This is a genomic window from Flavobacterium sp. CF136, assembly GCF_000282055.1.
Classification (GTDB): domain Bacteria; phylum Bacteroidota; class Bacteroidia; order Flavobacteriales; family Flavobacteriaceae; genus Flavobacterium.
Window position 1 is genome coordinate 59,312 of record NZ_AKJZ01000020.1, and the last position, 21,622, is coordinate 80,933.

Here is a 21,622-nt window from a genome sequence, read left to right on the forward strand (position 1 = left end):
TATTATGTGATACGAATCACACATATCTGCCCTCATTTGGATGGCTTTGTGTGATTTTGTGACACATATAAACAAGTTAGCGGCAACTGTACACGAATCGTATAAAAATCGACAAATAAATAATGAAAGCAGAAATAAAAGTAGTACTGGAAGAAAACGCTTCAAATAAATCAAAAGGTAATTGCTTTGAAGATTTAGTTAGAAATTTATTGTCGATTAATCAATATGAAATTAAGCAAAATATCAATTTTGCTGGATTAGAAATAGATTTGGTTGCAGAACATAAACATAATAGAGAAAAATTATATGTAGAATGTAAAGCAAAAGAAAAAGTTACATCAGATGAGCTTTCAAAATTTGCCTTTAATGTGTTTCATAAAAAAATTGATAAAGGTTATTTCTTTAGATCTCAAGAATTACAAAGTCAAGCTGGTGCTTTGCTAATTGAAATGAGAGAAGATGAAAGATATAAAAATCTAACTTTTTTTGAGCCAAAAGATATTATCAAAATGTTATCTGATGGAAAATTAATATTTGAACCTTTAGATAAACTAACCAGTTATACTATTTCAAAAAAGATTTTAGCAGTCACTTTTTTGGGTGATTATTTTATTTACTTAATAAATGAATCAAATGCTTTACCTACAAAGTATATTTTGATAAATGCTAAAAAAAATAGTGAAAAAATTGAAAAGGAAGTTATTACATTACTTCAATCAAGAATCAATGAAATATCGAATTTAGAATTAATAACTCGCATTGAAAATTACACAAAGAAAGAGGAAAATTTAAACCATAATATTCCAATTGAGACAATATCTGAAGTTCAAGAAAGTGAAAACTGGTTCGATTACAAACCTGCTTCTTCGATAAAAAATCATTTTGTTGGACGAGATGAAATCAGAACAAACATATTACAATACTTCAAAGAAATTAGGGAAAATAAAACAAATAAAAGAATTTTTTATCTTAACGGAAAGTCCGGATGGGGTAAAAGTTCTTTAGTTTTAGAACTAAAAGGTAGATGTACAAACAAGCATTTTAAAAATAATTTTTTTGCATTAGCAATTGACACAAGGAGTGCTAATTCTGAAAATTTTGTTGCACTTTCTTTTAAAAAATTAATAACCCAAGCAATAGAAAATAAATTTATTAATTTAGATTTATTTCATAACAATATTGAATTTACTTCAATCGTAGATTTACTTTCATCAGAAAGTGTTATTGCAATTTTGAAAAAATTAAAATTAGAAAATAAATTTCTAGTTTTAATTTTTGACCAGTTTGAAGATGTTTTTAGAAAAAAAGATTTTTTTAAAACTTTTTATAAATTCCTTTCAGATGTAACAGATGGTAAACCAAATTTAATAATTGGCTTTTCTTGGAAATCAGATTTCTTTTTACAAAGCGACGATTCATCTTATCATATTTGGCAACAAGCCAAAGACCAAGCAAGAGAATTTACTATAACTGAATTTGGTGAAAAAGAAATAGATGGAATAATTAAGCAATTAGAAGAATCTGTTGGACATTTAAATAAATCAATTAAAGATAGAATAAAAGAAAGTTCACAAGGTTTACCTTGGTTAACTAAAAAACTGTGTATCCATATTTTCGACCAAATTCAACAAGGAACTGCAAAAAATGATTTGTTAGAATCAAATTTAAACATTCTAGACCTTTTCAAAAAAGATGAAGAAAGATTAGATGCAAACGAATTAAAAGCAATAAAATTAATAGCAAAAAGAGCTTTTGATGGTAATTTTTTTGACGAGACCGAGGTTGGTGAATTAATTGATAATAAAACTATTGGGGACTTAATTAATAAAAGATTAATTATACGTTCTGGAGCGAATTATAATATTTATTGGGACATTTATAGAGATTATTTAGTAACAGGTAATATTCCTGTTATTGGAGAAAGTTATTTGTTAAGGCAAGGTGTAAATTTATGTTTTGAGGTTTTCCAATTACTGGAGCAAAATAAACCTGAATCTTTAGAAGATATTTTACAAAAACATCCAAAAGGAATTACACAAGAAACATTGTACAATATTCTTATAGAATTAAAAAATCTTGGTTTAATACAAAAGGTTGATGAAAAATATATCGTTAATCAAGATGTTATAGCTAACAAAAAAGGTTTCATAGAATATATTACAACCAAATTTCAAAATTACACACCTTATTTAGTATTAAATAAATTAAAAACCAATAAGATAAATAAAATAGATGTAATACAAATGCTTAAAGCAAACTTTAAGCAAGACTTTCAAGAAAACACTTGGGATTCTTATGCAAAGCATCTAATTAGCTGGTTTTTATTTTCGAATTTGGATATCAAATCTAGATTAATTGAACCAACAAAAGGAAGAGGAAATAGTATTAAATTAACGATACAAAGTAAAGAAACTTTATTACCTAGAAGTTCTGTAAAAGAATTAATTGCAATAATTCCATTATTAAACGATTTAGCAACTATAAATAGAAAATACAATAGAGATTTATTGATTTTTGACATTATTGATAATGAAAAGAAGTTAACACAATTTGGGCAAGAATTATGTTCAGTAGAAAGTAAATTATATTATGATTTATTAAAAGAGAAAATATTAGTCTTACCAAAAATGATAACACTAAATTCACTCATCATCAAGAACCCTAAATTTAAAGCAAAAGAATTAATTAAAGCATTGCCAGATAATTTTTTTGATGGAGCAAAAGAAAGTTCAAAAATCATTTATGCTTCCAAAGTAATGACTTGGCTAAAATAACAGCAGCCGCTAACAGCTTGGCAAGATTGGGGTTTTAGGCTTAATTTAAAGATGGTTTTGTGTTTGTAAAATTTGTGTTTAACCGAAAAATCTCGCTTCTTTAATCCCCAACCTCGCCAAGCGCCGGAACGTTAAAATTTAAAAGACATTTTTTTTTAATGACAATTAGGATTTCCCTTCACAAACAAACTCATACTAGAAGGAGAAATATAAGGAATTCCCAATCCTAAACCTCTAAGAATAAACAGAATCCCAATAATCACTGCTACATACGGAACTGCTTTTTGAATTTTATTTCGAAATGGCAGTTGCAGCATCGAATTAATATAGACAACAGCTGTCATTAATGGTACAGTTCCCAATCCGAATAAAATCATATATAAAACTCCAAAAGAGGCACTTTGCATCGCGATGGCGCCAAATAAAGCTACATAAACCATTCCGCAAGGCAAAAATCCATTGAGCAACCCAATAGTAAAAAGTGATTTATAACTTCTGTTTCTGAACTGGTTTCCTAAGCTTGATTTTATGTTTGAAATGATTTTGAAAACCGGTTTGGAGAAATTGTATTTTGAAAATATTTTTTCAGGAGTCAGAACAATTACAATCATCATTAATCCAATGAAAATAGACATTTTTTGTTGCATTCCTGCCAAAAAAAATCCTCTTCCCAACAATCCGAAAACTAAACCAATTGAAGCATAAGCTGTTAATCTACCTATATGATACGTTATGATTTGGGTTGCTTTTTTGGTTTCATTCTGCCTGTCTACGGGCAACATCATAGCGATTGGCCCGCACATCCCGATGCAGTGAAAACTACTGATTAAACCAAATATAAAAGCTGTATACAACATTGTGTTTGTTTTTTAGCCACAGATTAACCGATTAAAAGGATTTAAAAAAATCTCCTGAATCTGCTAAATCTGCGTGAAAATTTTAGCACGCAGATTTAGCAGATTATGCAGATTTAAATTTGAAAATCAGTTTGAACTGTGTACATCTTTAATTAACGTAAATCACTTCTTTCGAAAGGTATTTTTTCCCTTCGTATTGCCATTCTATATTTACATTCCATTGCCCTTTAATTAATTTCTTTTTTGGAATTAACAAAGTAGAATTACTCAAAGCAATTGGTGTATTGAAATCAAACTTTTTATTGGATGCGCGATACAACAATACATTTCCTTTTATTTTATCACTTTCAAAAGTGGTAGGGAAAATAACTCTCACACCTTCTGAAATATATTCAACGGATAGTTTTTGCTGTAAATCATGAGCATTTTGAATACGTGTCATTTCATCCTGAAAATGCGAATCGTGTTTATAATATTCTTCGACAACCAAATCGTTATCATACTTACTATTGGATTGTACTTCAAAAACAAAATATAAAATAAAGGTCATAAACACCCCAAAAGCAATGACTATTCCTGTTCCCCAGTTGATTTTCATATTTGTAAATTTTATTTGTTAGTTGTCAAATATGGTATCGCCTTTTAATTATTTGTTTTTGTTTCACAAAGTTTTATTAGTGGCGATTTCATAATGTTGATATTTAATGCATTGGGTGTAATTTTTAACACATAGAAACATAGATTTTATTAACTTTAAAAGACGTTTCACTCGCATAAATGCACATAGCATTATGTGATAGAAACTAGTTTCTTTTTACTGCTCTTTTTACCAAATCAAAATCTATGTTTCTAGCCTGCACTGAGCGGAGTCGAAGTGTGTTAAATATTTTTTCATAATACACCCAAAACGGGTTAATTCTTAATTAAAACTTCTTGGCCCTAAAAAATTCGTAGCGGTAGTTTCCAGCAATTTATTACCGTTGTAAACACCTATTTTCACTTTTGTTTTATCACTTTCCAGCAAAACTTCATCAATTTCTATAAACAAGGTTCCCTGCGAAATTCCTTCTTTTTTTATTTTAAAATGAGTATTTCCAACGTTTTTGATTTTGCCTTTCTGATTGATTAACTCAAAATGAATATCGCTGTAATCTTTCATTGTTTTATTGACGATTTTATAGGTGTACACATTACTGATTTTGTCTCCTTTGTGTTGAAAAAGCTGTCCTGGCAAACGCAAAATAATAGCTTCAACATCAGTTCTTAAAAATAACATTCCGATAAAAACACTCATTAAAATCAGCAAAACTGTGGTGTAACCTTTCATTCTTGCTGTGAATTTAAAAGGTGCTTTTTTCTCGATTTCATCTTCGGATGCATAACGAATAAGACCTTTTGGCAAACCAACACTTTCCATAATGGTATCACATTCATCAATACAGGCAGTACAGTTGGTACATTCAAGTTGTGTTCCGTTTCTGATGTCAATTCCCATTGGACAAACGTGCACACATTGATGGCAATCGATACAATCACCTTTTCCTGTTAGAGTTCTGTCTTCTTTCTTGTTGAATTTAGCCCGGCCGACTTCTTTTTCACCACGTACAAAATCATAGGCAACATTTATTGATTTGTTATCTAAAAGTACGCCTTGTAATCGTCCGTAAGGACAAGCAATAATACAAACCTGCTCTCGGAATGATACAAAAACAAAGTAAAAAACTGCAGTAAAAATGAGTAATGCGACAAAATTTCCGGCTTGCTTTATTGGTCCCTGTTCGATCATTAAAAATAAAGAATCACTACCTACCAAATACGCCAGAAATACATTCGCTATTCCAAAAGAAATCAGAAAAAAAATGAACCACTTCAGAAGTTTTTTTTGGATTTTACCAACATTCCATTCTTGTTTAGCCAAACGTAATTGTGCTCCACGATCTCCATCAATCCAATATTCGATTCGACGGAAAACCATTTCCAGAAAAATAGTCTGCGGGCAAATCCATCCACAAAAAATTCGTCCAAAAACCACGGTAAAGAGAATAACAAAAACAACCCCAACCAACATTGAAATAACAAACAGGTAAAGATCTTGTGGCCAAAACGGAAAACCAAAAATATTAAATCGACGCTCTAAAATATTGAACATCATAAACTGATTTCCGTTTACTTTTATAAACGGATTGGCAATTAGGATGACTAACAAAACATAGCTCACCCATTTTCGATATTCATAAAATTTACCAGACGGTTTTTTGGGGAAAATAAATTTTCGCTTACCACTTTCGTCAACGGTTCCAATGGTATCTCTAAAAGCTTCGTCTGGTAAATTTGACATGATTCTTATTTTTTGACTTCTGTACTATCTGCTGGTTTATTCGCTGCGGTATCATTTTTAGGTGTGTTTTCATCAGCCCAAATTTCACCATCCGGTGCTTTTGGATCTTTTGGATTACTGCTTTGCAGAGACAAAATATAACTTGCAACTTTTTGAATTTCTTTAGGTTTTAAAGTTCCTTTCCAGGAAATCATTCCTTTGCCATCACGACCTCCATTGGTTATGGTGTGAAATAAGTTTTTAATTCCACCACCTAAAATCCAGTGTTTATCCGTTAGGTTAGGACCAATTTGTCCACCTGCATCTGCCCTGTGACAAGCGGCACAATTAGTTGTAAAGATTTCCTTTCCAGCTGCTAAACTTGGTTCATCAGTAAGCAAAACAACAGTTTTTTCATCCATCAAATCGGGTGCTGTTTTCAGGTATTCTTCAACATCAATTTTTGCCTGAGCCATTTCTATTTTTAATTCAGTTTCTTGATTTTTACCTCCAAAAACTTCATAATAAGCAAAATAAATCACTCCGAAAATAATTCCGATGTAGAATAAATACAGCCACCAGGGCGGTAAATTATTATCCAATTCTTTAATTCCGTCATAATCGTGATCCATCAACAAATCGCCTTCTTTTTCTATTGGCTCTGTTTTGGTCAGCTTGTGCATCAGGTTTTTGTACCAATCCTTTTCTTTTAAAGTCAGACTGTCATCATATTCTTTTTTGGCTTTTTCCTCAGGAGTCATTAACTGATACATTACCCGATTTACAGCTTTCAGCGTAATTTCGATAGCAATTAAAACAAACAGAAATACAAACAGAAATAAAGAAACCATAGGAAACTTGATAAATGCAGGACGATCTCCTGAATCTATAAAATATTCCATCAAACCAAAAACGGTCAAAAAAATCAGCGGTACTCTTATGTATACAAATACTGGAAATAATTTTTTCATTCTATTTTTCTTTTGAAATTAAACTACACCCATCTGCTAAAGGTATTTCGCTCATTTCCTGAATTTTATCTTTTTTATAGGAGAAAACCCAAAAGCCTAATCCTACGAAAAAGAAAAAGAATATCAGGAGAGTAATAATCGGGTAAATTTCTATACCCGATATATTCTCCATATTGTGTTTTATTTGTTCGAACATAATACTGTTATTTAGAGGTTTCTTTTACTTTTATATCAGTTCCAAGTCTTTGTATGTAAGCAATTAAGGCTACAATTTCCCTTTCGTTCATTGGAATGAATTTTTCGCCTTTGGCCGCAGCTTTCTTTTTGCTTTCTTCATAACTTTTCACAAAATCAGGGTCGTTTTCGAGACTTTTTTCTATCGAAACAGCCTGTACTCTCAGATTCTTTAGTCCATTCGCAACTTCAGCATCCGAATACGGAACTCCTAGTGATACCATGGCTTTCATTTTCTTTTGGGTCAATGAAATATCCATTGGTTTATTATCAAATAACCATTTGTATCCCGGCATAATTGATCCGGCAGAAATACTTTGTGGATTCCACATATGATTAAAATGCCAGTTATCATTATACTTTCCACCTACCCTTTGTAAATCAGGCCCCGTACGTTTCGATCCCCAAAGAAATGGATGATCATAAACAAATTCTCCAGCTTTTGCCTGTGGACCGTAACGTTCGACTTCGCTCCTAAACGGACGGACAGATTGCGAATGACAGCCAACACAACCTTCACGGATGTATAAATCACGACCTTCCAGTTCTAAAGGTGTATAAGGCTTCACGCTGGCAATTGTCGGAATATTTGATTCGACCATAATTGTCGGTACAATTTGGATAATTCCTCCAATCAGAATAGCAACTGTAGCTAAAATGGTTAGCTGAATTGGTTTTCTTTCTAACCAGCTATGGAATTTTTCTCCACTAACCCTGTTTTTACTTATTCTTTGTAATGCTGGTGCCTGAGCCAATTCATCTTCGATTTTGCTGCCTAATCGAACGGTCATAATGATGTTGTAAACCAAAACGAACATCCCAATAAGATACATTGTACCACCAATGGCTCTCATCCAATACATTGGCATAATCTGCGTAACGGTTTCAAGGAAATTACCATAGGTTAAAGTCCCATCAGGATTAAATTGTTTCCACATTGAGGCTTGCAGAAAACCTGCTACATACATTGGAACGGTATATAAAATGATTCCTAAGGTCCCAATCCAGAAATGGAAATTGGCTAATTTATTCGAGAATAATTTACTTTTTGTCATTCGTGGAATCAACCAATAAATAATACCGAAAGACATAAATCCATTCCACGCCAAGGCGCCTACGTGTACGTGAGCAACGATCCAGTCGGTGTAATGTGCTATTGCGTTTACATTTTTCAGCGAAAGCATAGGACCTTCAAAAGTTGCCATTCCGTAACCAGTAATCGCTACCACAAAAAACTTCAAAACAGGTTCTTCGCGAACTTTATCCCAGGCACCTCTCAATGTTAACAGTCCGTTGATCATTCCACCCCAAGACGGTGCAAGCAGCATAACTGAAAAAGCAACTCCTAAATTTTGGGCCCAGTTTGGCAAAGCCGAATACAATAAGTGGTGCGGTCCAGCCCAGATATAGATAAAAATCAATGACCAGAAGTGTATGATAGACAAGCGATAAGAATACACAGGACGATTAGCGACTTTGGGAACAAAATAATACATCAATCCTAAAAATGGTGTCGTCAGAAAAAATGCTACTGCGTTATGGCCGTACCACCATTGCACCAAAGCATCCTGAACACCTGCGTAAACAGAATAACTTTTCCAAAGTGAAACCGGAATTTCGATATTATTGAAAATATGCAAAACGGCAACGGTAACAAATGTGGCGAGGTAAAACCAAATGGCAACATACAAATGACGCTCTCTTCGACGCAGCATCGTACCAATCATATTGATTCCCATTACAACCCAAATCAATGCAATCGCAATATCAATTGGCCATTCTAACTCAGCATATTCTTTAGACGAAGTATATCCCAGAGGCAGCGTAATTGCTGCTGCTACAATAATAAGCTGCCAGCCCCAAAAGTGAACATTACTTAAAAAGTCGCTGAACATTCTGGCTTTCAGTAATCGTTGTAATGAGTAATACATTCCGGCAAAAAAGGCATTTCCCACAAAGGCAAATATTACTGCATTGGTATGTAAAGGTCTTAATCGCCCGTAGCTTAACCATGATATTCCATCAGTGATATTGGGGAAAAGGTACATAACCGCTAAGGTCAGTCCGACTAACATTCCGACTACCCCAAAAAGAATGGTAGCGTAGATGAATTTCTTTACAATTTTGTTATCATAATAAAACTGTTCCATTTCCATAAGTTCTTGTTTATTGTTTTTCTTCGGTTGTTGATTGATTATTTTGGGAGGTTATTTTGGTTTCGTCATCAAAAAGCATTCTGACGGATGGGGTGTAATCATCATCATACTGCCCCGATTTTACTGCAATTATAAAAGCAATAAAGAATCCAATTGCAACGAAAATACTGACTGAAATCAACAGGTAAATGACACTCATATTCTTAATTTATATAAACAAAATTAGTACGTTGCGGATTCTTAAAATATGATATTTATCATACAACAAATACATATTATTCTATTTAAAATTATTGATATGCTGAATACATTAATTGAATTGCCTTCAGCTTTAAGCTGGGGGAATAGAAGTTTGATAATTTGAATGGCTTTAGCCAAAAATTCTGCTATTTTGGCTAAAGCCAATACTACATCAATTCACATTCCTCCAGCTAAAGCTGGAGGCTATTGAAAATTATAAATATGCTGAATTACTTTATTTTTTATTGGCATAAAAATTACTCATCAGTGTTACAAAACTTACAATAGTAATGGTACTCAAAGGCATAATGATAGCTGCGACCAGCGGAAGTAAATTTCCTGTGACAGCAAAGCTTAAACCGACAACATTATAAAGCAGTGAAAGCACAAAACTCATCTTGATTATACTGATAGCTTTTTGAGATAACTTCAGGAAATAATCCAAATGTGAAAATTCACTGGCATCTAAAATAGCATCACAGGCAGGAGAAAATACATTGACGTTTTCTGAAATTGAAATCCCTACATTGCTTTGTGCCAAAGCCCCGGCATCGTTTAAACCATCGCCAACCATCATTACGTTTTGCCCTTTTTCCTGTAATTTTTTGATGTAATCAAGTTTTTGTTCCGGCTTTTGATTGAAAATCAATTCTGTATTTTTAGGCAAAATAGTTTCCAGATTAACTCTTTCACCATCATTATCTCCCGAAAGCACTTTTATCTGATAGTTTTTGCTTAAATCAACAAATAGTTTTTCCAATCCTTTTCTATATTGGTTTTCAAAAATAAATTTGCCGTAATAAATACTATCGATTTTAATATGAAGTGCTGTTTTTTCTATTTCTACAGTTTCTGAAATTGAAGCGTCAACGAATTCTGCCGAACCCATTTGAATAGCTTTATTATCAATCATACCCTGAATTCCCTTGCCTGTTATTTCCTGAAATTCATCAATCTTAATACTTTTTGTTTCAGGCAAAAAATCATATAACATTCGGCTTAACGGGTGGTTCGATGCCCGAAGCACATTTTTTATAAGCACATTATTTTCTTCAGAAAGCGGATTCCCTTCATAAATAATATTTGACTTTTTATTCGTTGTAATGGTTCCGGTTTTATCAAAAACAATCGTATCAACTTTTGCTAATTGCTCGATAACCAATGCATTTTTAAGATATAATTTCTGCTTGCCCAGTATTCTTAAAATGTTTCCGAAGGTAAACGGAGCGGTAAGTGCCAATGCGCAAGGGCAGGCGACAATCAATACAGCAGTAAAAACATTAAAAGCGGTATTGGCATCAAAAAATATCCAGTAGCCAAATCCTGCAAAAGCAATCAGTAGTAAGATGGGCGTAAAATAACGGCTTATCGCATCTGTAATCGTTTTGTGTTTTTGAAATACTTTTTTCTGAAATATTTCATTGCTCCATAATTGCGTCAGATAACTTTGTGAAACCGAATGCAGGACTTCCATTTCGACAACCTTACCAATCTGTTTTCCTCCGGCAAAAACTTTATCGCCTGATTTTTTGGTAATGGGAACAGCTTCTCCGGTTACAAAACTATAATCGATTTCGGCTTTTTCACTTATCAGGATTCCATCAACGGGAATCAATTCCTGATTGCGAATCAGCAATCGGTTTCCTTTTATAATATCATAAACAGGCACATTTTCTTCGGTAGTATCCGTATTGATTCGGGTAACTGCAATAGGAAAATAGGATTTAAAATCTCTTTCAAAACTTAAAAAACTATAAGTTTTAATCTGAAACATTTTTCCCAATAACATGAAGAAAATGAGCCCAGTCAGGCTATCAAAAAAGCCGGGGCCATAATCCATTATAATATCAAAAGTACTGCGGACAAACATTACGATAATTCCCAAAGCAATCGGAATATCAATATTCAGCATTCCTGATTTAATGCTTTTGTAAGCTGAAACATAATAGTCTTTGGCAGAATATGTAAAGCTTGGCAAGGAAAGAATAAATATTAAAGCCCTGAAAAAAGGTTTGTAATTGTCCAGCCAGAATTCTTTGATTTCAAAATATTCCGGAAACGAAAGAAGCATGATATTTCCAAAACAAAAAAAAGCAATTCCTAATTTATAGGTCAGGCTTCTGTCGATATTTTTTTTGCCTGTTTCATAATTCTCTAAACTAATATAAGGTTCGTAACCTATGGAACTCAATAAACAGACAATTTCTTTGAGTGAAATAATATCAGAATTGAATGTAATTCGGACTCTCTTTTCGGGAAAATTAACCTGTGAAGTACTAATTCCGGTTTGAATTTTATTCAGATTTTCTAAAATCCAAATGCAGGAACTACAGTGGATATATGGAATATTTAACGAAACAATTGCCGTGTTTCCTTCCTGAAACTCCAGTAATTTTGAAATAATAGCTTCGTTTTCTAAAAAATCATATTTGCCCTGAATGTCTTGCGGACTTGCTCCCGGGGATTTTTCAAAATCGTAATAAGAAGTTAAATCGTGAAGGCTGAAAATTTCGTAAACCGTTTTACAGCCATTACAGCAAAACTTCTTTTGATCAAAATCAATTTCTTCATTTTTAAGAATGGTTAATCCGCAATGAAAACAACTTTGCTCACTCATAAAATCTGTTTTTTTTACTCTACAAAGATTATAAATAGCAAAAGGTTATAAATATGACATTTATCATATGATGTATATTATAATTATTTAAAATAAAGCAGGTTAGCTATATAGAAAGATTATTTTCTATGATTTTTTTAGCAATTATTAGACGTATCGGTTCAAATTATACTTAATTTTGTGCCAAAGAATTTTACTATGAACAAATGTGACCAATGTATTGTAAGGCAGCTTAGCTCACTCAAAGCGCTTAATAAAGAGGAAATCATACAATTAGCTAATAGTAAAACGACTCATACCATAAAAAAAGGAGAATCTATCTTTGAGGAAGGAGAAATAACGAATGGCGTTTTTTGTGTAAAAGACGGTATTGGTAAACTTTCTAAATTAAGTGCGAACGGAAAAGATCAGATTGTAAAATTGGTAAAATCAGGAGAACTTTTGGGACAACGCTCGATGATTAGCAATGAACCGGCTAATTTATCAGCAAAAGCTGTTGCTGATATGGAAGTTTGTTTTATTCCGAAATCTGAAATCATTCATTTTTTTAATAACAACAATCAGTTTTCGATGAATTTGATGCAATCTATTTGTGAGGATTTAAAAGATTCTGATAATGATAAGATTGCATTGGCCCAAAAAACAGTAAAACAACGATTGGCCGAAACCTTATTATACTTACACACTACTTTTGGCGAAGACACAGACAAAGCATTAAAAGTACAGCTTACCAGAGAAGAATTAGCAGGAATCATTGGTACTGCTACCGAAAGTTGTATCCGATTATTATCTGATTTTAATAAATTAGAATTGATTGAATTGGTTGGTAAAAAAATTGTACTTAAAAATGTAAAAGCATTAAAAAAACTGGCTGAATAATTACAGTTTTTTCGCTTCGTTCCAAAACACATCCATTTCTGCCAAAGTCATATCCATTAAAGGTTTCCCTAATTCACCTGCCTTACTTTCTAAATATTGAAAACGCTTAATGAATTTTTTATTGGTTCTCTCTAAAGCATCTTCAGGGTTTACATTTAAAAATCTTGCATAATTAATCATCGAGAATAAAACATCTCCAAATTCGGCTTCTATTTTATCCTGATCTCCGGCTTTTACTTCTATTTGTAATTCTTCTAATTCTTCCTGAACTTTATCCCAAACCTGATGTGGTTCTTCCCAATCAAAACCTACGCCTTTTACTTTATCCTGAATTCGGCTTGCTTTTACTAAGGCCGGTAGACTTCTGGGAACACCTTCTAAAACAGATTTTTTGCCTTCTTTAAGTTTTAGTTTTTCCCAGTTCTGTTTCACTTCTTCTTCATCTTTCACCACAGTATCACTATAAATATGCGGATGACGATGAATTAGTTTTTCACAAATTTCATTGCATACATCAGCTATGTCAAAATCATTGGTTTCGCTTCCTATTTTAGCATAAAAAACGATATGCAACAATAAATCTCCAAGCTCTTTTTTTACTTCATTCAAATCATTATCCAAAATAGCATCACCTAATTCATAAGTTTCCTCAATGGTAAGATGTCTGAGAGTTTGCAAAGTCTGCTTTTTATCCCATGGACATTGTTCGCGAAGCTCATCCATAATGATTAATAATCGTTCGAAAGCCTGAAGTTGAAGTTCTTTACTCATTTTGAAGTTTTTTGTTGTAACTGAATAATGTAAAAGTAAAAAATCCTGTCAAGAAACATCTCAACAGGATTGGTATATTTTGAATATAGATAACTACTATTCTTCTTTTTTAGCTTTTGCTTTTTTAGCAGGGGCTTTTTTTACCGGTTCTTCAACAGCAATTTCTTCAGAAGTTGAAGTTGCAGCAGGGGCTTCGTCAGTAACTAAACCTTTTGCCTGAAGCATATTATACCAGTTTAATATTTTTTTAATATCTGAAGGATAAACTCTTTCTTCATCATATTCAGGTAGGATTTCCTTGAAATAAGCTATTAGTTTAGCATTATCTTCTTTATGTGAAATCGCCTGACCTTTATTTTCTTTAACCGCAATACGCTGCATTACTTCTGTCAAAGGTTTTTCGCCTTCATATGTGTAAATTGAAATTTCCGACAATAAACTTACGTTACTTTTTAAGTTTACGGTAATTTTTTTTCCATCTAACAATGATTCTGCCACAAAACCTGTACGTGTTTGCACTTTCAATACATATAAACCCGGTTTCCCAGAAATGGCTAAAATTTTCTCTAAATTCATGTTTATTAAATTAGTATTAAGAATTTGGTTTATTATATTTTATCTTGCTTTTTTAGCAGATGCAAATCTCATTCTGTACTCTTGAAATGTTTTCCCCTCAGTGATATTTTTTAATTTCCCCTGAATTAAACGCTTTTTTAAGGATGATATTTTATCAGTAAACAAAATTCCCTCTATATGGTCATATTCATGTTGAATAACTCTTGCAATCAAACCATCAAAAACTTCAGTTTTCATAACAAAATCCTCTTCACAATATTCAATCGTTACGGTTGGTTTTCTATAAACATCCTCACGAACGTCGGGAATACTCAAACAACCTTCATTAAAACTCCATTCCTCTCCTTCTTCTTTTACAATTTTAGCATTAATGAATGTTTTTTTGAAACCTTCTAAATGTTTTTGTTCTTCTTCTTGTAAATCTTCATCATCACTAAAAGGTGTTGTATCAATAACAAACAACCGAATGGCAATACCTACCTGCGGTGCAGCAAGTCCTACTCCATGAGCATTGTACATCGTCTCGTACATGTTTGCTATTGTTTCTTTTAAGTTTGGATAATCTGCCGTAACTGCCTCACCCACTTTTCTTAAAACCGGATCACCATATCCTACTATTGGTAAAATCATTTGTATTATTTTATATATTTATCTGCTGAAAACCTTAATCTAATCCTACGAATTCAGGAAGCAAAAATAGTAAAAAATAGTCAATGACCATTTGAAAATGGTATATTAAATCTCATTTTTTTGCCTGCATATCAAAATCTGCACTATAATTATGCCAAATTAATTCGTACAATTCTTACCTTTGCTGGTAAACCAATTTATATGTTAGATCGTATTGCAAAATTTACCAACAGCACTTCGTTTTTGAATGCCACAAAAGTAACGATTGCCTCTGTAGTACCTGTTCTGATATTTCAACTTTTAGGGCATTTTGAAATTGGTTTCACAATTGCTTTAGGAGCATTTTACACCTATCCAAGCGATATCCCAAGCACTCTGAGCCATAAAATAAAAGGACTGATTGTAGCATCTTTTATTGTATCCGGAGTTAATTTATTAGTAAACCTTGCTTATCCCTACCCTTTTATATTTTATCCTTTCTTAGGGTTTTTACTTTTTTTATGTTCCATGATATCCGTCTATGGACAAAGAGCTACTTTAGTTTCCTTTTCTGCCTTAATTTCTATTTCTTTATCATTTGGACATTTACATGAAGGCTGGGAAGCATTTGAATATTCAAGCTGGATTTTTATTGGAGGAATTTTATATTTAATTGTTTCTCTTATATTTCATTTTGTACAGCCTTATAAATATATTGAACTTGAAATTGCTGAGGGTATTAAATTAACTGCAAAATATTTAAAACTAAGAGGTGATTTATGGAGCCCGGAAGCAAACAGAAAAACAATTATCGAAAAACAGCTGAACATTCAGGTGGAGCTCAATTTGATACATGAAGACCTGCGAAAAGTACTTATTGGCAACCAAAGCAGTTCAGCAACAACACAAAACCGAAAAATGTTGTTGGTTTTTATCACTTTGGTAGAAATTCAGGAATTGGCTTTGTATACTTCTTTTGACCACAGTAAAATTCATGAAAAATTTGATAAGCACCCTGCAGTTTTAAGAACTTATCAGAATGTGGCCTATAAACTCGCTTCGACCTTAAAAAAGCTATCTAAAAATGTACATCATATTACAGCTTATATTGACAAGAATGATTTAAAAAATGAACTTGACGCTCTGGAATTTGCCATTTTTGATTATGAAAAAACATTAGGAAAAGAAGAAGCTGCCGAAGGAGTTTTGATGTTGACCAATATGCTGAAATATGCTAAAAATCAGGTCGGAAAAATCAAAATCATACAACGTGCATTTTCGTTGGCCATGCAGTCATACAAACTAAAAGACAAAGATAAAGAGTTAGAAAAATTCCTTACTCCACAATATTACCCTCTGCGTACATTGATTGAAAACTTAAGTTTTTATTCCCCTATTTTCAGGCATTCCGTACGGTTAACCATTACAATTCTGATTGGTTTTATTGTTGGAAAATTTCTTCCTTTTCAAAACGTGTATTGGATTTTATTGACCATCATTGTAATAATGCGGCCCGGTTATGGCTTAACAAAAGAACGTTCATACAATCGTATTTTCGGAACTATTTTAGGAGGATTACTTGCATTTGGAATTGTTTCTCTTGTGCAAAACCATGTTGCTTTGAGTATTTTTTCGATTATCTGTATGCTTCTTGGAATTTCTTTTACACAAATCAATTACAAAATCAGTGCGACTTTCGTTACTATGTATGTGGTTTTTATTTATGGAATTTTAGTCCCAAATGTTGTCGAAGTAATTCAGTTTAGAATTTTAGATTCTTTAACCGGTGCGATTTTGGCCTTTTTGGCTAATCAATTTTTATGGCCTGCCTGGGAGTTTATAAATACGGCCATCCATATTGAGAGTTCTATACGGGCAAATCGAAACTACCTGAAAGAAATAGCAGACTTCTATAACAAAAAAGGGGAAGTTCCAACTTCATACAGGCTTGCAAGAAAAAATGCTTTTATAGAAATTGGAAGTTTAATGACCTCGTTTCAAAGAATGATGCAGGAACCTAAATCGAAACAAAAAACACTTCCGCTGGTCAATAAATTAGTTGTTTTAAATCATTCCTTACTTTCTGCCTTAGCCTCTTTATCAACGTATATTCAATCACACCAAACCACATCAGCATCAGAGTCATTTAATTATATCATTAAAACCATTTTATTAAATTTAGATCATTCCATTTCTATTTTAAAAAATGAAACTATCCTGGTCGATACTTTTTTTGATAAAGAAGATGTGACCTTGCAATTTGAAGAAATGAAACGCAAAAATTTCACTCGTCTGGCAACAGATGAAGAATTGGATAAGGAAACACGGCAAGCCAAAATGCAGGAAGCCCAAATGGTAATTGAGCAATTGATCTGGATGAGTAATTTATCTGAAAAAATATTAAAAATCACAAAAGACTTTAAAACAACAAATCCAGATTAATACATCTGGATTTGTGTTTATAATAAAATAAGATTGATTTATTTCAGCTTCAATACTTCAGAAGTATGTTTTCTGATTTCCTCTAAAAGTTCCGGTTTATCATTCAGAGTTTTTCCGTAAGATGGGATCATATTTTTTAATTTCGCTTCCCATTCCGGTGTTTTAATCTGATCTGCAAAACATCTGTCAATCAAATCGATCATAATTGAAACTGCAGTTGAGGCTCCAGGAGAAGCTCCTAATAAAACTGCTAAAGTTCCGTCATGAGTATTTATAACTTCTGTTCCAAACTCTAAAACCCCGCCTTCTTTTTCATCTTTTTTGATAACCTGAACACGTTGACCTGCTTTTTCTAAAACCCAATCCTTAGATCTCGCGGTTGGCAAATATTCACGTAAAGCCTTAATTCTGTCTTTTGGAGACTGACGTACCTGCTCAATCAAATATTTTGTTAGTGGAATATTATGAAATCCCGCTGATAACATCGGAATCAAATTGTTTGTTTTTATTGACAAAGGCAAATCTAAATAAGATCCATTTTTTAAAAAACGAGTTGAAAATCCTGCAAAAGGGCCAAAAAGCAATGCTTTTTCTCCATCAATTACACGTGTATCAATATGCGGAACCGACATTGGCGGTGCACCAACACTTGCTTTACCATAAACTTTTGCCTGGTGTTTTGCAATAACTTCCGGATTTGTACATTTTAACCACTGACCACTTACCGGGAAACCTCCATAACCATTTCCTTCAGGAACATTTGCTTTTTCTAATAATGGTAACGAACCTCCACCAGCACCAATAAATACAAACTTAGTATATGCTTTTCTCTTTTGGCCAGATTCTAAATCGGTAATTTTAATACGCCATGATTTATTTTCCAGCTGTTTTAATTTTTTAACCTCATGATTAAAATATAAAGATACACCGTCTAATTTTTCTAAATAATTAAACATACTTCTTGTCAAAGCACCAAAATTCACATCGGTACCAATAGCCATTGAAGTTGCTGCCAATTTTTCATTTGGCCCTCTTCCTTCCATAACAAGTGGCATCCATTGTTTTAATTGCTCAAAGTCTGTACTAAAAAGCATTTCTGCAAATAATGGGTTGCTTTGTAAAGCTTCAAAACGTGTTTTAAGATACTGAACATTTTTTTCACCCCAGACAAAACTCATGTGAGGCACACTTTTTATAAAATTTTCAGGGGAAGGGACCTTATTTTGCTGTACTAAATACGACCAAAACTGGCGGGAAACCTCAAAAGATTCAGCAATACTAATGGCTTTTTTAGGATCTACTGAGCCATCAGCTTTTTCCGGTGTATAATTTAATTCACAAAAAGCAGAATGTCCTGTTCCGGCATTATTCCATGCATCAGAGCTTTCGGCTGCAGCAACATCTAATCTTTCATAAATTTCTATCTTGATATCAGGTTGTAATTCTTTCAAAATTACTCCAAGAGTGGCACTCATAATTCCAGCGCCAATAAGCACTACTTCACTATTTGAACGTATGGTTTCGTCGGGCATAACACTATTTTATTTTAAAAATGCAAAGGTACTTTTTATAATTTCAAAAAAAAAGGATTTTAAGCATGATAAAAGTTAGAAAATTATATTTTTTTCTAAATAAAGTGAAATTTATAAGCCTAAAACTTAAAAACGATTAGAAGAAAGATAGTCCTGAAGCATAATCGTTGCGGAAATTTCATCAATCAATCCTTTATTCTGACGTTGTTTTTTGCTTAGTCCGCTATCGATCATGGTTTGAAAAGCCATTTTTGAAGTAAAACGCTCGTCTACACGAACGACTTTCATATCCGGAAAAATATTTGAAAAATGCGTTACAAATCCTTTTATGATTGAAGCACTTTCTGATGGCTGTCCATTCATTTGTTTGGGCTCTCCAATTAAAACCGCTTCTACTTTTTCTTTGGCAAAATAATCTTTAAGAAAATCAATTAAAGTATTGGTTGGAACCGTAGTTAAACCTGAAGCTATAATCTGCATTTCATCTGTAACGGCTATTCCGGTACGTTTTTGTCCGTAGTCTATGGAGAGAATTCTTGGCATTTTTATAAAGCAATTTTATGTTTTATGAAACCGAATACTGAAATTATTTGTTGGTCTATATCGATGTAATACACAACAGTATATCCTTTAAAAACATAATCTCTAATGTTTTCGTCTTTATAATATCTGGATTTCTTAAAATGAAATGGTCTTTTTAAATCTTTTTTAATGTTTTTAATTAAATCAGCTTTAAATTTTCTGGCGGCAATGGGTTTGTCTTTTGAGATATATCTAATCTGACTTTCTAAATCTAGTTTAAAATCTTTAGTGATTTCAATTTTCATATTCAGAAATAGTCTTTTCTAAATATGCATCCAACTCTTCCAAAGAGCAACTTTCGGCTGTTCCGTTTTTTATCTTAGCTAAAGCGGCATCCAATTTTTCCTTAGTTACATCAAAATCAGACTCTTCCTGAACAATTTTCAATTGATCAGAAGAAAATGAACTCAATAATTCTAAAATTTTCTCTTTTATTTCCGGCTGAAACTCTAATCTAATCGCTTCCATAATACTTTCATTTACAATACAAATATAAAACTTTTCAGCCTATATTTTCCGGATTTAACTTCCCTATTCTCAATAACAATGGAAATGTAACTTTCTGATCATTCTTTTCCCACGAAACCTTCAAATCATTGTAAATTAAATCTATTGGATTTTGTTTATTTTTTGAAATGTAATGCTGTACTGATGACCATGTCTGAAGATATCCAATAAGAGTTTCAAAAGTCCAGGTAAATTGATTTTCAAATTTCTTCGTTGGAATTTCTTCAAACGGAAACGGAATCGTTTCATAATTTTCATCTAAATATCTTCGTTCAGCATCCCAATAAGGACCAATAATATTATAATAAAAATGTTGCAAAATTTTATCCGAATCAGTATTTGTAAAAAATAATCCATAACCCAAAACAGCAAAAATTCCGTCTGGCTTCAAAATTCTGTAAATCTCTTTATAAAAAACCTCAAAATCAAACCAATGTACAGCTTGTGCCACAACAATTAAGTCAAATTTTTGATTTTCGAAAGAAGTATTTTCAGCAGGTTCCTTACTGTAAATTACATTTTCAGCCTGAATTGCATTATCCAGTTGCTTTTGACTTATATCTGTCGCATATACCTTTTTAAAATAAGCAGAAAGTTTATGTGCTACCTGACCATTTCCAGTGGCAATATCAAGTGCTGTCGATTTATTATTAACAAATGAAATGATGTATTCTATCATTTCCTGAGGATATTGCGGGCGAAATTTAGAATAATCAACAGCTTGTTTCGAAAAATTATCTTTCATGATTTCTTATTTTATTAGCTAATAAAATTAAATACAGTACAAGTTATATCTTTTTCCAAATTAAAAGCAATAAAAAATCCGCTTTGAAAATTTCAAAACGGATTTACCCAAATATTAAAAACTAAAAAAAAAGTCAATTCCATTTACCTATTAAACAATCTTTTAAAAAACCCTTTATGTTCCTCATCCTCCTCTTCTGTTTCATATTGAGCAAATTTTGACTGTGCTTTTTCCTGTTCATAAATAAGCTCTTTGATATATTCAACATAAGTTCTCTTTTTTTCTTCCAGGAAACCAATCAAATATTTCTCGCTAAACTCAACCCCGCTCGCTGCTTCAATTTGAAGTAACTTTTTATACAGTGGCTCAATATGCAACGAAATCACTTCCTGTGGTACAGATTGTCGTCTTGCAAAATAATTTACAATCACTCCGTTTTCATCTTTAGCAATTTCAAAATCAGTAATTACCCAATAATACCTTCCTGACTTCGCTAAATTTTTTACAATGGCGTGAAAGTTCTTTCCTTGTTTCAGATTTTCCCAAAGCACCTTAAAAATTACTTTTGGCATATCCGGATGACGAATAATGTTATGTGGCTGCCCCATTAATTCATAGTCTTCATAACCTGAAACATCTACAAAAACTTCATTGGCATATTCTATAATACCAAAAGCATTTGTTTTGCTCATAATTACTTGTGTTTTATCCCACATGACTTCTTTATCAATAACTGCAATTCGGTTTTGAAGCTGATTTTCCTGATTCATTTTTCTGATTATATTTATTCTAAAACATGTTGTTAATTCCTCT

At 32.5% G+C, this 21,622-nt stretch carries 20 protein-coding genes; 3 read left to right on the top strand and 17 right to left on the bottom strand.

Annotated features, from left to right (window positions below):
- Positions 1–122: 122 nt before the first annotated feature.
- On the top strand, positions 123–2,774 hold the full coding sequence (locus PMI10_RS08830) for a restriction endonuclease (RefSeq protein WP_007806852.1): 2,652 nt from the start codon (positions 123–125) through the stop codon (positions 2,772–2,774).
- A gap of 155 nt (positions 2,775–2,929) precedes the next feature.
- Here the strand turns inward: PMI10_RS08830 and PMI10_RS08835 are convergent, their stop codons facing one another.
- From PMI10_RS08835 to PMI10_RS08870, 8 genes are all read right to left on the bottom strand, one after another.
- A complete protein-coding gene (locus tag PMI10_RS08835; RefSeq protein ID WP_007806853.1) occupies positions 2,930–3,631 on the bottom strand; it encodes a sulfite exporter TauE/SafE family protein in 702 nt (233 codons plus the stop codon).
- A 148-nt stretch (positions 3,632–3,779) separates the two neighbouring features.
- Positions 3,780–4,229 carry a FixH family protein gene (locus PMI10_RS08840; RefSeq protein ID WP_007806854.1) on the bottom strand — a complete coding sequence of 150 codons (450 nt, stop codon included), beginning with the start codon at positions 4,227–4,229 and terminating at the stop codon, positions 3,780–3,782.
- A gap of 321 nt (positions 4,230–4,550) precedes the next feature.
- Positions 4,551–5,969 carry a cytochrome c oxidase accessory protein CcoG gene (ccoG, locus tag PMI10_RS08845; protein ID WP_007806855.1) on the bottom strand — a complete coding sequence of 473 codons (1,419 nt, stop codon included), beginning with the start codon at positions 5,967–5,969 and terminating at the stop codon, positions 4,551–4,553.
- Positions 5,970–5,974: 5 nt separating this feature from the next.
- Complete coding sequence (locus tag PMI10_RS08850; RefSeq protein ID WP_007806856.1) at positions 5,975–6,919, bottom strand: cbb3-type cytochrome c oxidase N-terminal domain-containing protein; 945 nt, start codon at positions 6,917–6,919, stop codon at positions 5,975–5,977.
- A 1-nt stretch (position 6,920) separates the two neighbouring features.
- Entirely contained in the window at positions 6,921–7,115 is a 195-nt protein-coding gene (locus tag PMI10_RS08855; protein ID WP_007806857.1) for a hypothetical protein, read from the bottom strand.
- Positions 7,116–7,122: 7 nt separating this feature from the next.
- Positions 7,123–9,309: a cytochrome-c oxidase, cbb3-type subunit I gene (ccoN, locus tag PMI10_RS08860; protein ID WP_007806858.1), complete on the bottom strand. Its 2,187-nt coding sequence runs from the start codon at positions 9,307–9,309 to the stop codon at positions 7,123–7,125.
- A gap of 10 nt (positions 9,310–9,319) precedes the next feature.
- Positions 9,320–9,508 (bottom strand): cbb3-type cytochrome oxidase assembly protein CcoS, encoded by a 189-nt coding sequence (ccoS, locus tag PMI10_RS08865; RefSeq protein WP_007806859.1) that lies wholly within the window; start codon positions 9,506–9,508, stop codon positions 9,320–9,322.
- 276 nt (positions 9,509–9,784) lie between these two features.
- Positions 9,785–12,166, bottom strand: coding sequence for a heavy metal translocating P-type ATPase (locus PMI10_RS08870; protein WP_007806860.1), 2,382 nt, complete (start codon positions 12,164–12,166; stop codon positions 9,785–9,787).
- Between the two features lie 198 nt (positions 12,167–12,364).
- Between PMI10_RS08870 and PMI10_RS08875 the strand changes: the two genes are divergently transcribed.
- Positions 12,365–13,045, top strand: coding sequence for a Crp/Fnr family transcriptional regulator (locus PMI10_RS08875; protein WP_007806861.1), 681 nt, complete (start codon positions 12,365–12,367; stop codon positions 13,043–13,045).
- On the opposite strand, the gene mazG is transcribed toward PMI10_RS08875, so the two are convergent.
- The 3 genes from mazG to def form a co-directional block, all read right to left on the bottom strand.
- On the bottom strand, positions 13,046–13,816 hold the full coding sequence (mazG, locus tag PMI10_RS08880) for a nucleoside triphosphate pyrophosphohydrolase (protein ID WP_007806862.1): 771 nt from the start codon (positions 13,814–13,816) through the stop codon (positions 13,046–13,048).
- 96 nt (positions 13,817–13,912) lie between these two features.
- Entirely contained in the window at positions 13,913–14,392 is a 480-nt protein-coding gene (locus tag PMI10_RS08885) for a DUF5606 family protein (protein ID WP_007806864.1), read from the bottom strand.
- 39 nt (positions 14,393–14,431) lie between these two features.
- A complete protein-coding gene (gene def / locus PMI10_RS08890) occupies positions 14,432–15,022 on the bottom strand; it encodes a peptide deformylase (RefSeq protein ID WP_007806866.1) in 591 nt (196 codons plus the stop codon).
- A 201-nt stretch (positions 15,023–15,223) separates the two neighbouring features.
- On the opposite strand from def, the gene PMI10_RS08895 reads away from it, so the two are divergent.
- Positions 15,224–17,443: an FUSC family protein gene (locus PMI10_RS08895; RefSeq protein WP_035631611.1), complete on the top strand. Its 2,220-nt coding sequence runs from the start codon at positions 15,224–15,226 to the stop codon at positions 17,441–17,443.
- Between the two features lie 38 nt (positions 17,444–17,481).
- Here PMI10_RS08895 and PMI10_RS08900 read toward each other — a convergent pair whose 3' ends face one another.
- From PMI10_RS08900 to PMI10_RS08925, 6 genes are all read right to left on the bottom strand, one after another.
- Complete coding sequence (locus tag PMI10_RS08900) at positions 17,482–18,975, bottom strand: malate:quinone oxidoreductase (RefSeq protein ID WP_007806869.1); 1,494 nt, start codon at positions 18,973–18,975, stop codon at positions 17,482–17,484.
- Positions 18,976–19,101: 126 nt separating this feature from the next.
- Complete coding sequence (ruvX, locus tag PMI10_RS08905) at positions 19,102–19,518, bottom strand: Holliday junction resolvase RuvX (protein WP_007806871.1); 417 nt, start codon at positions 19,516–19,518, stop codon at positions 19,102–19,104.
- Positions 19,519–19,520: 2 nt separating this feature from the next.
- A complete protein-coding gene (locus tag PMI10_RS08910) occupies positions 19,521–19,802 on the bottom strand; it encodes a type II toxin-antitoxin system RelE/ParE family toxin (protein ID WP_007806872.1) in 282 nt (93 codons plus the stop codon).
- Positions 19,792–20,025, bottom strand: coding sequence for a hypothetical protein (locus PMI10_RS08915; protein ID WP_007806874.1), 234 nt, complete (start codon positions 20,023–20,025; stop codon positions 19,792–19,794). Before PMI10_RS08915 ends, PMI10_RS08910 begins: the two co-directional genes overlap by 11 nt.
- 34 nt (positions 20,026–20,059) lie before the next feature.
- Positions 20,060–20,809: a class I SAM-dependent methyltransferase gene (locus PMI10_RS08920; RefSeq protein ID WP_007806875.1), complete on the bottom strand. Its 750-nt coding sequence runs from the start codon at positions 20,807–20,809 to the stop codon at positions 20,060–20,062.
- Positions 20,810–20,952: 143 nt separating this feature from the next.
- A complete protein-coding gene (locus PMI10_RS08925) occupies positions 20,953–21,579 on the bottom strand; it encodes a PAS domain-containing protein (RefSeq protein WP_007806877.1) in 627 nt (208 codons plus the stop codon).
- Positions 21,580–21,622 lie beyond the last annotated feature (43 nt).